This window comes from Mesorhizobium sp. L48C026A00 (assembly GCF_000502375.1).
Classification (GTDB): Bacteria; Pseudomonadota; Alphaproteobacteria; order Rhizobiales; family Rhizobiaceae; genus Mesorhizobium; species Mesorhizobium muleiense.
This window is the reverse complement of the sequence record NZ_AYWU01000021.1, coordinates 1-14,286: the sequence shown is the minus strand read 5'-3', so window position 1 is coordinate 14,286 and position 14,286 is coordinate 1. Positions and strand designations below refer to the sequence as shown.

Here is a 14,286-nt window from a genome sequence, read left to right as displayed (position 1 = left end):
GTCAATCAATTTCGTTTGCTAGATAGCTACTCAGAGCAATAGGCTTCGAGATTATCCACCCAGCTCTGCCCTGAATGCTGCGCAGCGCCGGTGGGAGGGAGCGCAAGCAAATGACCGACAGGAGTTCGACCATGTCCCCAGTGCAGCAGGAACTTATCGTCACCAGTGGTTTGCGCACGGTTGGACCCGCCCGGCACCATTCAAAGGTCGTGAAATTCATCAGCGAAGTCGCTAAGGAGGCGGCCAACGATGCACCGACCTCGGTTGAGATCTTCTCTGACAGCGGCCACTGGTATTGTCGGGTTCGCCGCGGCCATGAAAAGACCCGGCCGATGGGTCCCTATACCAAACAACAGGCCGAGCGGATCCAAGAAGCTCGGAGAATGTCGATCGCAGAAAGAGGAACCTCTCGGATCATGTTCGATTAAGCGAGGATCTCACGATCACGCCGGCCTGACGGCAAGATCCACTGGCACGCGGAACGATTCCGAGGGTGAGCCCCATCAGTAGAACATCCCTTCTGTCCGCATGCTGGTTTGTGAGCGCGTCGTGCGCTTAAGACAGGAGAAAGGAATACGAAACGAATCGTTTTGACCTCGGCCGTGTTGGCGCTTTCCGCCGGCCTTTCCTTTGCCGAGACGACGAGCGGAACTTCGGGCGAGACCTCCACGACCACAACCACGACCACGCTTTATCTGCCGGGCTTTCTAACCCGGCCAGTTGCCGGTGGGCCATTTCTTTAGCGAGACCCACCACCAGGGGCATCGACCTTTTGCATCTGGTCCGCGTCACCGCCATTGGCGACGCGTTTCCGGATCGTCTTATCGCAATGCCCCTTGGGCGGCTAATAGCCTGTACTTTTCGAAGATCGCTAGCTTCTGCGGATAGGTGATCCGTACCTTGGCGTTGCACCCGTCGCATCTGAAGTGCGCGATCGTTCTTAGCGCAGAGCCCTTCCTTACCGCCGGATGCGAGCAATCCGGACAATCGAATGTGAGCGCAACATCAGACAAGTCTTGGGCTAAACCCATTTCCATCTCCTTCGCAAGCGCTGTGGCTACACTCTGGCGGGACTCAATGGGGCAATGCAGATGCGAATGCCAACGCGGGACTAGAACAATTCGTCAGGGAAAGCCGCCCAGCTAGTGCGCCTTCTCTGCGCCCTTTGAGAGACGAAGAGACCTCAATTCATCCAGCAGTTCGCGCTCCTTGGTAGTAATGTTTCGGAAGATTGCGACAATCGCCACCGCTAAGGCCTCGGCATCCCGGCTTGAAGAGTCCATGTGTTCATCTGCGCAAACCTGATCGAACACGCGTTCGCAAATAGCCAGATCATGAGGGCTGAGGCAGGTGCGATTGAAACGCCGACGCAGCATCTGTGCGAACCTTTCAGGGCCTGTTGCCAGTGTTTGCGGCGGACTTTTTTGTCGATGAACCGCTGAGGCGTGATTGGAATAAGTTTACTCGCTGACCGATAATTGGTCTTTCAATAGTCCCAAAATCAGGGCGCACTCGCGAGCTCTATACTGTCCAGCAATCATAAGTTGGCGGTAATCCCGCAATTTTTGTTCTGGGACATGAAATCCTCGCCGAAATTCCGCCGCCTCTTTCGGAGTTCGTGTGCAACCGAGTCTACTGGCGGTGACTTTCAAACTCGCCAGTGAGCATCCGACCTTGGCTGCAATATCTTTCAAAGGTTCGTTATTAAAATATCCATCAAGAATTATCTTGCGACGAGCTTCTGTTTTGAGGTTTGCGTTCATTTCGTTGCCTCCTCAACTACGCTTTCACCGTGCCAGACTCTATACGCACCACGTTGAAGAGTGTCGTTATCGTCGCATCCAGAAACTTATCTCGGAATGCATTTCTTGCTGTAACCCAGTGTGATAGCCCTCTGTGGACTCGCGTTCAGCTGGTCTTGCCAGATGGCTGTGATACACCACATGATTGCGGTGGCGATGGGCATACCGGAATCGGATACGGCACTACGCGATGGACGCTAAGAGGCAGGACAAGGCGCTTGCGAGGCAGGCGCTTGAGCGCGATCGACGTCGTTGGCCGCGCGAAGCTCAGCCTTACAATGAGGCTGCCCCGTCACTTGCGCCGGCGCTCGAACCTTTGCCCTTTTCGACGCTCGAACTGGCGCCAGAAGATCAATTCGTCGCTTGGCAGGCGCATATGGCTCCGCTTGTCGAGATCAAGTTGCCGGATGACAAATCGCTCGACGATGGCTTTCCCGCCGACCACACGGCTTGGAACCTCGGCGGCATGCTGATCGTTCAACAGCGCGCACCGGCACATAGTTATATGCGTTCTGCTGCGAAGCTTCGGTCCAGCTCGATCGATCACTGGTATATCGCTTTGCCGCATACTGGCCGGTCGTGGACGGAGGTCGATCGCCGCGTAGCGGAAAACCAGCCGGGCAAATTGGAGATTAGATCGCTTGGCTACCCGTTTCGGGGGAGGGCAACGGAATCCCAAAGTCTCTTTCTCTATTTGCCGCGTGATTTGTTCGCCGATGCGGCGGCAACCCTGGACGCAAAGAATAATTCAATTCTGTCCGGCAACTTTGCCAACCTTTTGCTCGACTACCTCAAGAACATCGAAGCAAGACTGCGCAGTCTCACGGTTGACGATCTGCCCCGCATCGTGCACGCAACACGCAGCATGATCATTGCCTGCCTCTCGCCCCCGGCGGAACATGCCGCGGCCACCGAACAATTGGTGAGTGTCGCGCTGATGGAGCGAGCCCGTCGATACGTCCACAACAATCTGGATGCGGCTCATCTGACGCCGGATTCAATGTGCCGGGCGCTCGGCGTCTCGCGCTCTCGTCTTTATCAGTTGTTCGAACCGAGCGGTGGTGTTCTCCACTACATACAAAGTCGCCGACTTCTGGCAGCCCATGTTGCGCTTAGCAATCCGGCGGACAGCCGGCGCATTGTTAATATTGCCGAAGCCGTCGGGTTTAGTTCAGCGGCTAATTTCAGCCGAGCTTTTAGCAAGGAATTCGGCTACAGCCCCCGCGAAGTCCGAAGCTCCGTGGTGTTACCGCGCCCCGCCCACTCTGTTTCGCATGCCGGACACGAGGAGGCCTCTTCCTTTGAACATTGGCTCAAAGCGCTCGGAAGCTGAGTACAGGATCGGGGATGGTTGAAGTGGGGCGGGCTCAAAACAGGGGCGGGGAAGATCAGCCGCCTCATGGACCAGAATATTTCGTGTCGCGTCCACCGCACCATCAATTATAGCCAATTCCCGATTTATCGACCAACTGTTCATCGATGTCGCCGCGCATCACAGCGGAGCATACATTGCAACTACGCAGCATAAGACACTTGTTGAGACCGCGAGTCGTATGCTTGCCAAGTCAAGAAACAAAGAGATAGAGCGGTTCTGCGGTTCCTTGAAATGACGAACCGCTCTAGCCCGGATTATCTCACCAGCAAAGGGCTGCGTCGGCTGGCGGCGATCCCGGACAGCAATTAGCCGGTCGGGAACGGTGCAAGAGCGCCGCGCCGAGCAAGATATGTACGCCGGGATAAGTATTAGGATGCAAAGCCAACGACAGATCGGGCTCGTGCGTAGATGCTTGCAATGCTTGGCGGGGGCTCGGCGGCTTGGCGGGGGCTCGGCACAGGTGGCAGGCATCATGTTGGGGAGATGTCGTGCTGCCTGTGCCGATAGCCGCCGCTGCGCGGTCAAAGGTGGCGTCATTGAGTAAGCGTGCCAAGGTCGTTGGCGGCCGGCTGGAGTTTCTTCCGCCGCAGATCCCGACGCGGGTCGAGCGGCCGCCTGAAGGTGAGGGCTGGGTCCACGAGGCCAATCTCGACGGCTATCGAACCCAGATCATCATCGATAATGCCGGTGTGCGTCTTTACAACAAGAACGGCCGCGACTGGACCACGAAATACTGGCCCATCGCACTAGCCGTCGATCTGCCATGCCGGACTGCCATTCTCGACGGCGAAGTCATTGTTCCCGGCGAGCAGAGCGCTTTCGATTGCCCTGCGCTGGAAGCCGCGATCTGGAACGAGCCAAGCCGGCTGGTGTTCGTCGCGTTCGATATCCTCCATCTCGACGGCCGCGATCTAGACTCCTTGCCGCTGCTGCAGCGCAAGCAGGCGCTATGGCAACTGGTTGAGCCTGGCCTAGGCAAGATCCAATACAGTGAGCACTTCGAGGGCAGCGCGCTGGCGCTCGTCCGCACCGTCGAGAAGATCGGGCTCCATGGAATCATCTCGAAGCGCGCCGACAGCCGCTACAGGAGCGGATTGTCGAACACATGGCTGAAGGCCAAATAATTCGAAGGAGCCGACTCCCGAGTTGTGGGGCGTTTATGAGCCAGGTACGGCTCCAATGCCCCTGATGGCGGCTCACGGGGCGTCCTCATCGATTTGAGGACCGTGCAAGATTACCACCATAGGAGACAGCGCTGTTCGCTTTGGATCTGTTGAGTATCAACGCCGGGAATGAGCTGCATTGCGTTCTGCAACCGCTCGCTGGATAGTTTTGGCGATGTTGCAGACCTTATTGACTCATTGGCCCCAGGTCCTCGCGATCATTTCGGTGGTGATGGCGGCCATCGGCATCGTCCATGCCATAATGACGAAGGAAGACGTCCGCGCCGCCACGGGTTGGGTCGGCGTGATGTTCCTGTCGCCATTCCTCGGCGCGATCATCTACGCCGTTGCCGGCATAAACCGCATCCGTCGTGCCACGATCAGCGCCATGCGGCCCCTTTCCAGCGAGGCGGCTTCCGCAAAACATGAGCGTAACTTTGCCGCAGAAGAATTGATTGCCGAGCGGTACGGCCAACGCTTCACCGGCCTGAAGACATTGGGCGACAGGGTGGCCCGGCGTGCCCTGACCTCGGGAAACGCGATTGCGATATTGGAGACAGGTGACGAGACCTATGCCGCAATGTGCCGAGCGATTGATGGCGCTCAACGCGCTATCCTGCTCGAGACCTACATCTTCGACAATGACGATGTCGGGCGGCTTTTCGTGGAATCTCTCGCCGGAGCCGTCCAGCGGGGTGTCAGCGTTCGCGTGCTGATCGATGCCGTCGGGGCGCGTTACTCCGTCCCCAGCATTCTTGGGCGCCTGCGAGAGGCAGGAATCACAGCAGACCTCTTCAACGGCAACATTGTCATGGGCCTGCGTCTTCCCTACGCCAACCTCAGAACGCACCGGAAGATCCTGGTCGTCGACGGCACGATTGCGTTCACCGGAGGGATGAACATCCGAAAGGGATTCTCAGCCGAGTTCGCCGGCTCCTCCAGCGCGAGGGACACGCATTTTCAGGTCACCGGGCCGGTCGTTGCCGACCTATTTTCGGTTGCCGCCGAAGATTGGCGCTTCGTGAGCGGCGAGCTCCTGAAAGGCGACACCTGGCAAGTGGCCGCGCTTCCCGCTGCTCCCGGTCAACCAATGCTGGCGCGGGCGGTTGCATCCGGGCCGGATGCCAGCATCGAAACGAACCACAACTTGCTGATCGGGGCATTTTCCGTCGCCCGCAAATCGATCCGCATCATGTCGCCCTATTTCCTGCCGGATCGGGAACTGATCAGCGCGCTGACGACCGCAGCCAGGCGAGGCGTCGAGATCGACATCGTGGTACCGGCGATGAACAATCTTTTCCTTATTGACCGGGCGATGACGGCGCAATTCGATCAGGTCCTGAAGCACTATTGCCGCGTATGGCGCACGCAGGGCTCGTTCGATCATTCGAAGCTGCTGTCGGTCGATGGAGTTTGGGCTTTTATAGGATCCTCCAATCTTGACGCCCGGTCACTGCGGCTGAATTTTGAGATTGATGTAGAGGTTCTTGATGCAGGATTTGCCGCGGAGATTGATGCGCGGATCGGATCGGCAATCGCCTCCGCCACGTCTGTAACGATCGAAACCTTGAGAGCCCGGCCATTCATCGTCCGCCTGTTCGACCGAGTGTTGTGGCTGGGATCGCCCTACCTTTAGAGGCTTTCTCGTTCTGCCCGGGGCAATTCGGGCGACGCAGCCATCGCTCCTTTCGAGCGCCGCATCTCGTCAGGGCAGGAAGCAGCGATTGCAGATCCTGTTTGAGTGAGACAAAGCTAAGTCTTGAAGGTAGTGAGGACGAGCAGCAGACTCATGCAAAGAACTGGACAGAGCTTTCCTGCAAGTGTGCTCAAATCCATTCGCGACAGAAAGAAGCAGAAGGCGAAGGCTGCGCCGTCCGAAGGGACACGCCCTGCGGGGACTCTGGTCGCATCTTACAACGTTCACAAATGCGTGGGCGTCGACAGAAAGTTCGATCCCGAACGAATCGCTCGCGTCATCCGGGAAATCGGTCCGGATGTCATTGCGTTGCAGGAAGCGGACAATCGCTTTGGAGATCGTGCCGGCCTTCTGGATCTGCTGCGTCTCGAATTGGAAACAGGCCTGGTGCCGGTGCCGGTGTCCGGAAACGGCAAAGGACACGGCTGGCACGGCAACGTTCTGCTTTTCAAACGGGGCATCGTTCGCAATGTCCATCAGATAAAGCTCCCGGGGCTGGAGCCGCGCGGAGCCCTGGTTGCCGAAATCGATCTGGACGAGAAACGAACTCTGCGCATTATCGCAGCCCATCTCGGCTTGCTGCGCCGATCGCGCTCCGAACAGGCCCGTGTCGTGCTCGAAATCATGAACAGACCGGACGAAAAACCAACACTGCTGCTCGGCGATTTGAACGAATGGCGACTCGGAAACCGTTCCGCGCTGAATACGCTGCACACGACTTTCGGTTCCGCGCCACCGGCGGTCCCCACCTTTCCATCGAGTCTGCCGCTGCTGTCGCTCGACCGGATCATGGCAAATCGACACGGAATGATCTCATCCGTCGAAGCCCATGACACGCCGCTTTCGCGGGTCGCCTCCGATCATCTGCCGCTTATAGGATTCGTTCGCCTGTGATGTAGCTGCCGAGCCCCATGAATGGAGATCGGTTCAAAGGGAAGCTCTAGACTGGACTAGCGGAGCGGGGCGGCCCAGCGGCTTTGGTTGCGGGGGGAGGTCGCTGGGCCTAGCGAGCCTTCGGGGGCGTGCTCACGTGGCTGGTGAATACGCGACTCTCCCCGATCAGGGAAACGTCCATCCAAGCCCCATGGAAGGCACGAGACTCGACCATGAGTGGGAACGGCTCAGCCCATACCAAGACCCAAGAATTTAGGTTACCTTTCTGGGACTGAGCTGTCGCGACTTATGGTCGGGTCGCATCATGTGGGAGACCTTTCTCCAATCTCAAAGCCGCTTCCATGCGTCGATCGCTATTTCAGAAGTATTTTCTAGTCTTGTTCGCGGCGGCCATTTTTCCGATGGCTGCCGGTGGCATCAGCAACTGGTGGTTCAGCTATGTCGACCAGCGTGCGATCCTCAGTGCCCTGCTGCGGTCCGAGGCAACATCGGCGGCCGACAAAATTGAGAGCTTTCTTGACGGCATCAAGATTCCGCTCGGCTCCACGATCCCCGAGGACGTGTCGGCCAATGCCAGCGTGAAACAGCTTCGGCTTCTTTTCCTGCGTGTGATGCACCAGGTCCCGGGAATTCTCAGCATCAGTTTCGTCGACGGCGACGGCGCAGAACGGCTGCACGTCTCGCGCGTTGGCTCAAACAGGACGGAAGGCGGGGCGGACCGCTCGGGCGATCCCGCTGTCGTGGGCGCCAAGACCGCGAAGGTCTGGTATGGCCCGGTCGCCTACCGCCAGGGTTCCGAACCGTCGGCAACCATGGCGATGGCGAATTACGACGATACAGTCCTAGAAAACACGATCATCGCCGAAATCAGTCTGAAGGCTATCTGGCTCATCGTTTCCGAAGTCCGCGTAGGCCGCAGCGGCCAGGCACTTGTCGTCGACGAGACCGGCCACCTCATCGCTCACCCCGCGATCAGCAAAGTGATGCAAGGCGCCGACGAGAAAGCAGCTTTGGCCCTGCGCGGATTGCGGGATGCGATCGCCGCCGCGGGCGGCACTGCGATTGCAAGCCGCAACGCCGAGAATGAACGCGTTGTGACCGCTGGCGCGCCCGTTGCCGCGGCCGGTTGGATGGTATTTGTCGAGCAGTCGCAGGCAGAGGCTTTTGCACCCCTGTACGCTTCATTGTGGCGAACCGGCGGGTTGTTCCTCGCCGCCACAGTCCTTGCGGCGGTACTCGCCTATTGGCTTGCCAGACGGATGAGCGGGCCTATCCGATTGCTGGAAGAAGGCGCCCTCAAGATCGGTGCCGGACAGTTCGATCCCCGGATCGACATTGTCACTGGAGACGAACTTGAGCGGCTGGCTGCGCGGTTCAACCAAATGGCGGAGGAACTCGCCATATCGCGGGACCGCGATGAGCGAATGATGCGTTTGAAGCGCTTCCTGGCACCACAGGTGGCGGAGCTCGTAGAAAAGGCTGGCGACGAGAGAATGCTCGCCGGACAGCGCGCGGAAGTGGTAGCTGTTTTTTGCGATTTGCGTGGCTTCACCGCATTTTCGGCGCACGCTGAGCCTGAGGACATCATGCAGCTCTTGCGTGAGTACTACGAGGCGCTCGGCGCGATCATCGCCCGGTATGAGGTGACGCTGACCAGTTTTTCGGCGGATGGATTGATGATTCTCGTCAACGCCCCGGTTCCATGTGAAGAGCCGGCGCTTCATGCCGTAAACATGGCTGTCGACATGCAGGATTCCACACAAGAGCTCATATCTGGGTGGCGGCAGCGTGGTTTTGAGATTGGCTTCGGCATGGGGCTCGCTATGGGGTGGGCAACGGTGGGTCGAATTGGCTATGAGGCCCGCGCTGACTACACCGCAATTGGCAATGTCGTGAACTTGGCATCGAGGCTGTGTTCGTCCGCTGAAGATCGACAAATCCTTATCGATTTTTCCGTGACGCGCCATTTGCCTGGCAACATGCCGATCGTTGACCTCGGTACTCGCCAGTTCAAAGGCCTCGAAGGGCACGTTCGCGTCTACAATGTTGAGACGCAAGGGATCGAGCGGCCGAATTTAGATCCTGCTGCGAATGACGCCACGGCAAAGGGCTAGGCTCCGCGGTTGCAAGCTTTCCTTTGAAAGCCCGCAGTTCTCAACTAAGGGATTCGCGGGCCGGTTTAGACCGACCCGGAGAATGTTGGGGCAGGGTGCATTTGGCGGAGGGAGTGGCCGTCTCCGCCTAATCGAAGGAGTTCCGATAACGTAACAGTAGATGCAACCTTTGCTGGTAATGCTAGAGGAGTGTGGAAGCGGCTCCGACAGTGAGGCGGGGGAGCTAGATTGGCGGAGCCGCCTGCGCAATCCCGGGTTGGGGTCTGACCGCGCCGTCCTATTCTGGGACAGCGCGGTCAACGATTCGTTAAAATTGGAACTAATTAAGCGCATGCTAAANTGACCGCGCCGTCCTATTCTGGGACAGCGCGGTCAACGATTCGTTAAAATTGGAACTAATTAAGCGCATGCTAAAAAATTGGAACTAATTAAGCGCATGCTAATTGAAATCGCGGTTTTGCGAGTCAATGCATGCATTTGAAGTTTCTCCCGCCAATGATGCCTACCTTGGTCGCCAAGCCGCCCCAAGGCGATGAGTGGATGCATGAAGCCAAATTCGACGGCTACCGCTCCCAGATCATCATCGATGCCGGCGGTGTGCGGCCGCCCGGCCAATTTTCACTTCAGCCGCGATGGAGTTGAGAGCGTCCTCGGTTGCGGGCTCCAGCGGCACGCCGTGGTTCGCACGGGGCGGGCGGTTTGCTCCAGTCCGGAAATTCCGATTTGGAGGCCGCCATGGCACAGCTGCCCTGCGACATGCGAGTTTGTCAACCAAATGGCTCATCATGGGAGTCTCGTCATGTCCATTCGCCGGATTGCGTTGACCTCGGCAGCGGTCACGCTTGCCTTCACAACCCTCGCCCAGGCCAGGCCGGACACCCGCGCCATGACCTGCCAACAGACGCAGGCGCTAATCCAGANCCTTCACAACCCTCGCCCAGGCCAGGCCGGACACCCGCGCCATGACCTGCCAACAGACGCAGGCGCTAATCCAGAGCCATGGCTCGGCGGTGCTGACCACCGGCCCGAACACCTATGCCCTCTACGTCCGCCGGTACAGCAATGCGTGCGACTGGTCGGAAATCCCAGCGGTAGGGTTTGTGCCGACGCTCGATGGCCAGTGCTTGGTTCATCGATGCAGAGAGCCGCTCTACACTCCTCCCGGCTGACGGTGACGAGCATAGCTATTCTGCTGCGCCTTTCGGCAGGTAGCCCTTTTCCCGCATACGTGGTCAGGATCTTCTCGACCATCGATGACACAGACCGCATGTACTCGTGTCGGCCTCGCCTGGCAAAGCCGATCATCACGAAACCAATGGAGCTCCATCCAGTGCGAACCGCAACGATGGTCATTGCCAATCCCGCAACGACGCAAAGCATCACGGCTACTTGGAGCAGCCAACTCCCAAAGAACTCAGGAGTCATGTTCCCCTTCCACCGCGGGTAAGCAAATGATCCCCCAAGCCGTACTCAGCATCGCGTGGCAGGGCAGAGCGTCAAGCCTGATCGCGTAAGCTACCCCGGCAGCAAGCCGGCCCGCTCAAAGATCAGGGTGGCGCCGTCGGCGGTGATGAACGCCGCGACGGTCGGGCCTTCTTTGCCAGGAAACTCGATTTGAACAAAGCCAGCCTGACCTTCCGTAGTCGAGAGGCCATATTGCGGGTGCCCATGCACGAAAAAATCGATCCGGACATCGAACATCGCCAGTAGCGTGTCTGCTTCAGGAACGTCCACGAGTTCGACGGCAACGTCGATATCAGCGGGCTTAACGACATCCTTTGGCCGGCGCCGACCAGACGGCCGGGAGCCGAAAATCCAGGCTCGGCCTATTCTCTGTTTAGATTTAAGGAAAGCCAGTAGTCCTTCGAACTCCAAGTCTGTCAAATGCAGATCGAAGGCTCCCGTGTTCCTGGGCGGTAAGTCGTAGCTCACTTCGCTTCGCCGGCCTCATGGCGGCGGGCCCTTCTCTACTGGAAGAAGTAACTCTGGCAAATCGATGAATTAGATAAATCAACGGCAGATGGCGGAGGGAGAGGACCTGGAATCCAACCTTCTCCACGGATCTGCGATCGCCTTTCGTAGTCGGGTGTTCGGCTGATGCTGTTCAGTCGACCTGTTCAATCTGCGGACCTGGGTCCACCGGCGGAGCCGGCGTGCAATCCTGCCCCTTGCATTCCTCGACAGGGTTATCGGCTGGTGGAAGGCAGTTTTGGCCCTCGCAATGAACTGCCGGCTCTGGCGCTTCCACATGGTTAGGCGGAACAGGCTGATCCTCAGCGCGAACGGCCGGCATTGCTGCGCTGATCATGCCCGTGCACAAGATCGCAATCCCAAGCAATTTCATTTTCGCCTCCGTGCCTGGCAGCGAGCTGTACCCTACACTTTCAAGCTGCGGCTGCATCCTCTCACCCGCGAACGACGTTAACACTGGGTTTCAGTGGTCCGAAGGACGGGCCGAATGACCAGCCTGTCACATGTTGAGCGCAGCCTGATAGGCGGCTGCGGTCGAAGTGGTGGGGTCGGGCGCCTCGATGTCGGCGGGGGACGCTTGGATTGGCCGGATCGGCAAAATTCTTGGTCTTCGAATCTCTCGAAGATAGCGTCGACCCATATGGCGCGAACGGAAGGAGATCGCCTGGAGCCCTGTCGCTTCCCTTGGATGACTTCATGGCGCATCACGTCATCTCGCCACGGGGCAAGAAGGTGACGGTAAGAGACATCATTCGATTAACGTCGCATGTGGCAGGCAGTATTCACTACGATCCCAAGCCAAAGCCCGAACACGAAATTCTTGACGCGTTTTCAAAGCGGCTCTCCGTTGGGGGCCTGCCGGCTGGTATTCGGATGTTGAGGGCTATCACTCGTGTCTCGCTTCGCGGCCTTCAACCACTCATCGAGGACGTGCGCGTTCGTTACGCGCCCTGACGATACATGGCGCACAGTCGTTGTGGAGCTTCATTGACCTGCAACGTTGACGGTGCCGGCTTTGTTGCCCGCATCGTGTATTTCTGGAGCCTAATATAACCGGAAGGATAGAAACGCGGTCTGTGTATTCATCAAAGGCGCGCGCAAGCTGTTGTATTTTTGCCACTGAATAGACCTGTTGCGGTCTGGTCTGTTTCGATGACTGGACCGAAAGCTCAAAGCAGCATACGAGCGAGTATCTCTTTATTCTCTCCTTATCAAGGATGGTTTTATGTACCGACTGCTTCTCGCTTCAACCGTCCTGCTCTCCATGACAAGTGTCGCACTTGCTGCTGACGCTGTGTATTCCGATCCGATCGTGGAAACGCCGGTTTCGGCCTACAACTGGTCGGGCTTTTACATCGGCGCGCATGCAGGATACGCTTGGGGCGATTATACGCTGTTCAGTAATTCTGGCGACGGCGCAAATGTAGATGTCGACGGTTTCGTGGGCGGTGCAACTATTGGCTACAACTGGCAGTGGGACTATTTGGTCCTTGGCATCGAAGCTGACATCTCGAATGGCCCCGATGGAACCACTTCCCAAGGTACCTCAGGACCAGTTTGGAATTGTACTACAGGCGATTGCAACGCCGAGATTGAGTACTTCGGCACGGTTCGCGGACGTCTCGGTGTCGCATTCGACCGCTGGCTTGTCTACGGCACGGCAGGCTACGCTTACGGAGAAGTCGAAGGGGGCATCGAGAACTCCGAGCAACAGGGCGGCGGATCGGCCGACGGATGGACCGCTGGCCTCGGGACGGAAATCGGCTGGACGGAACACTGGTCGACGAAGGCTGAATATCTGCATGTTGATCTGGGCGATATCCCATTCGGCACAGGGGATGGGACCGAGAATTTCGAAGGAGATGGCGACTTCGACGTATTTCGTTTGGGCGTCAATTACAGGTTCTGAGCGCAACCAGCTTCAGGGGCCCGGCCTAGCGCCGGGCTATTCGTTCTCGAAGTTTAATAACTGAACAGCTCGGCCAGTATCCTCCTGGGCCCTCGACCTTGGCGTTTTCCTTTTGCGTCATGTTGCAGGCCGATGCTCCGAACAGGCCGCGTCCTCCTCCGGGCGGACGGAGGCGCGGGCAATCGGAGGCCGCCGGCTCCTATGAATCGAATTCCAATCGAGTGTGCCTGGCTGTTCGCGCCAAATGAAATCATATTGCCGGCAATGCCTTCGCGGCCTCGGTCAGGATTGCCCGATCGCTGCCGTGCTTGCGAATAAGCGCACCTGCTCGCTGCCCGTCGACCCTTTACCGCCTTGCCTTGCGCCAGCCGGCCGCCTGTGCCTCAACCTCGCTACAAAACCACCGTTCGCCTTTCAAAGGGCTGATGTGGGTTTCCGCATAATACTCCTGACTGGGCACGTGATAGATCTTCTCGCCGGTGTTGACGCGTATGTTCCCCTTGATGTTGCAGCCGCCGAGAAGGCCGAAGCCGGTCGATTGCTCGCTGACGCTCTCGACCTTGTCGGCGTTGGCATCCCGCCAAGTCCCATGGTTGATCGAAGCGGCCCTGCCAAACTCCGCGTTGCGCGGCCTTGGCTGAGACTTGCTCGGCGGCGAATGCCCCGTTCGAATAGCGAGGCCAGTCTAGAGCGAGGCCTTGTTCAACGAGCCATTTCTGAACGCTTCGGCCGTCGGCGCGATTGCAGTTCCCGACGAGACGCCCGTACCGATCACGGTCGACAAAGCTGCAATGCGGCGGTCGCGATGCTGCCAGGAACTTGTCTAAGGCTTGCGCGGCGCGGCGCCCGCATGGGTAATCAAAGCCCTTGGCGTCGTCGCAGTGCTGACGGCTCTCGGGTGCGTCAATGCCATTGAAGCGGACGCGCTGACCGGCAATCTCCACGGTGTCGCCGTCGATGACAGATGCCCGGCCCTGCATCGGCCTAGGCAGCGGTTCTGTCCAATTTGTTATGGTGCTTTGGAGGCCAGAGGTGCTCTGTTGGCCGGAGGTGCTCTGGATCGCGAATTGGGTGACTGCGGCGGCAAGCGTGCCAAAGCCGAGGAAGATCAGCCCCAAGAGCGGTCGCGGCAGCCGCCGTGACGGCCTTCTTCTGCCGGCGTGCCTTCACCAGCGGCCAGCCTGATTGGCGCCTTGATAACGGTGGCCTTTGCCCACGCCCGCTCTCCCCGAAGAGAGAATGCCGCCATTCTGGGCCAGAGTCCAGAAGCTGCCCTAGTGGTGAAAGTCTGATGGAGTGGATGCCCCCTCCCGACGGCATCGCGATGTGCCAGTTTGGTGATTGCCAGAATCGACCAAGACA

At 58.4% G+C, this 14,286-nt stretch carries 13 protein-coding genes and 2 pseudogenes; 10 read left to right on the top strand and 5 right to left on the bottom strand.

Going from position 1 to position 14,286, the window contains the following annotated elements; translation table 11 throughout:
* Positions 1 to 131 precede the first annotated feature (131 nt).
* Entirely contained in the window at positions 132 to 428 is a 297-nt protein-coding gene (locus X738_RS69820; protein ID WP_156942659.1) for a hypothetical protein, read from the top strand.
* A gap of 714 nt (positions 429 to 1,142) precedes the next feature.
* On the opposite strand, the gene X738_RS85150 is transcribed toward X738_RS69820, so the two are convergent.
* Both X738_RS85150 and X738_RS85145 read right to left on the bottom strand, forming a co-directional pair.
* Complete coding sequence (locus X738_RS85150) at positions 1,143 to 1,376, bottom strand: hypothetical protein (protein ID WP_023801795.1); 234 nt, start codon at positions 1,374 to 1,376, stop codon at positions 1,143 to 1,145.
* Positions 1,377 to 1,460: 84 nt separating this feature from the next.
* A complete protein-coding gene (locus X738_RS85145; protein WP_128172562.1) occupies positions 1,461 to 1,763 on the bottom strand; it encodes a hypothetical protein in 303 nt (100 codons plus the stop codon).
* 229 nt (positions 1,764 to 1,992) lie between these two features.
* On the opposite strand from X738_RS85145, the gene X738_RS69810 reads away from it, so the two are divergent.
* The 7 genes from X738_RS69810 (at position 1,993) to X738_RS83200 (ending at position 10,213) form a co-directional block, all read left to right on the top strand.
* A complete protein-coding gene (locus X738_RS69810) occupies positions 1,993 to 3,135 on the top strand; it encodes a helix-turn-helix domain-containing protein (RefSeq protein WP_031255952.1) in 1,143 nt (380 codons plus the stop codon).
* A gap of 569 nt (positions 3,136 to 3,704) precedes the next feature.
* Positions 3,705 to 4,301, top strand: coding sequence for an ATP-dependent DNA ligase (locus X738_RS69805; RefSeq protein ID WP_245277775.1), 597 nt, complete (start codon positions 3,705 to 3,707; stop codon positions 4,299 to 4,301).
* A gap of 214 nt (positions 4,302 to 4,515) precedes the next feature.
* Positions 4,516 to 5,976: a phospholipase D-like domain-containing protein gene (locus X738_RS69800; RefSeq protein WP_023801793.1), complete on the top strand. Its 1,461-nt coding sequence runs from the start codon at positions 4,516 to 4,518 to the stop codon at positions 5,974 to 5,976.
* Positions 5,977 to 6,129: 153 nt separating this feature from the next.
* Positions 6,130 to 6,930, top strand: a complete 801-nt coding sequence (locus tag X738_RS69795; protein WP_023801792.1) for an endonuclease/exonuclease/phosphatase family protein — start codon at positions 6,130 to 6,132, stop codon at positions 6,928 to 6,930.
* A gap of 341 nt (positions 6,931 to 7,271) precedes the next feature.
* Positions 7,272 to 9,044: an adenylate/guanylate cyclase domain-containing protein gene (locus X738_RS69790; protein ID WP_023801791.1), complete on the top strand. Its 1,773-nt coding sequence runs from the start codon at positions 7,272 to 7,274 to the stop codon at positions 9,042 to 9,044.
* A 507-nt stretch (positions 9,045 to 9,551) separates the two neighbouring features.
* Entirely contained in the window at positions 9,552 to 9,686 is a 135-nt protein-coding gene (locus X738_RS89225) for a hypothetical protein (protein WP_373420456.1), read from the top strand.
* 320 nt (positions 9,687 to 10,006) lie between these two features.
* The gene (locus X738_RS83200) at positions 10,007 to 10,213 is read left to right on the top strand and encodes a hypothetical protein (RefSeq protein WP_306454983.1); all 207 of its coding nucleotides are present in this window, start codon (positions 10,007 to 10,009) and stop codon (positions 10,211 to 10,213) included.
* A gap of 346 nt (positions 10,214 to 10,559) precedes the next feature.
* Here the strand turns inward: X738_RS83200 and X738_RS85130 are convergent, their stop codons facing one another.
* The gene (locus X738_RS85130; protein ID WP_023801789.1) at positions 10,560 to 10,976 is read right to left on the bottom strand and encodes a hypothetical protein; all 417 of its coding nucleotides are present in this window, start codon (positions 10,974 to 10,976) and stop codon (positions 10,560 to 10,562) included.
* 735 nt (positions 10,977 to 11,711) lie between these two features.
* On the opposite strand from X738_RS85130, the gene X738_RS69780 reads away from it, so the two are divergent.
* Complete coding sequence (locus X738_RS69780) at positions 11,712 to 11,969, top strand: hypothetical protein (RefSeq protein WP_156942657.1); 258 nt, start codon at positions 11,712 to 11,714, stop codon at positions 11,967 to 11,969.
* A 271-nt stretch (positions 11,970 to 12,240) separates the two neighbouring features.
* Positions 12,241 to 12,924 (top strand): outer membrane protein, encoded by a 684-nt coding sequence (locus X738_RS69775; protein WP_023801786.1) that lies wholly within the window; start codon positions 12,241 to 12,243, stop codon positions 12,922 to 12,924.
* 346 nt (positions 12,925 to 13,270) lie between these two features.
* Here X738_RS69775 and X738_RS89770 read toward each other — a convergent pair.
* Both X738_RS89770 and X738_RS87440 read right to left on the bottom strand, forming a co-directional pair.
* Positions 13,271 to 13,447, bottom strand: a pseudogene (locus X738_RS89770) (sunset domain-containing protein); the annotation flags it as partial.
* Positions 13,448 to 13,592: 145 nt separating this feature from the next.
* Positions 13,593 to 13,904 (bottom strand): annotated as a pseudogene (locus X738_RS87440) (thermonuclease family protein); the annotation flags it as partial.
* Positions 13,905 to 14,286: the final 382 nt, after the last annotated feature.

Coding starts and splice junctions, on each gene's coding strand:
- X738_RS69820 (WP_156942659.1), top strand. CDS start 132: ATGTCCCCAGTGCAGCAGGAACTTATCGTCACCAGTGGTTTGCGCACG.
- X738_RS85150 (WP_023801795.1), bottom strand. CDS start 1,376: ATGCTGCGTCGGCGTTTCAATCGCACCTGCCTCAGCCCTCATGATCTG.
- X738_RS85145 (WP_128172562.1), bottom strand. CDS start 1,763: ATGAACGCAAACCTCAAAACAGAAGCTCGTCGCAAGATAATTCTTGAT.
- X738_RS69810 (WP_031255952.1), top strand. CDS start 1,993: ATGGACGCTAAGAGGCAGGACAAGGCGCTTGCGAGGCAGGCGCTTGAG.
- X738_RS69800 (WP_023801793.1), top strand. CDS start 4,516: ATGTTGCAGACCTTATTGACTCATTGGCCCCAGGTCCTCGCGATCATT.
- X738_RS69795 (WP_023801792.1), top strand. CDS start 6,130: ATGCAAAGAACTGGACAGAGCTTTCCTGCAAGTGTGCTCAAATCCATT.
- X738_RS69790 (WP_023801791.1), top strand. CDS start 7,272: ATGCGTCGATCGCTATTTCAGAAGTATTTTCTAGTCTTGTTCGCGGCG.
- X738_RS83200 (WP_306454983.1), top strand. CDS start 10,007: ATGACCTGCCAACAGACGCAGGCGCTAATCCAGAGCCATGGCTCGGCG.
- X738_RS69780 (WP_156942657.1), top strand. CDS start 11,712: ATGGCGCATCACGTCATCTCGCCACGGGGCAAGAAGGTGACGGTAAGA.
- X738_RS69775 (WP_023801786.1), top strand. CDS start 12,241: ATGTACCGACTGCTTCTCGCTTCAACCGTCCTGCTCTCCATGACAAGT.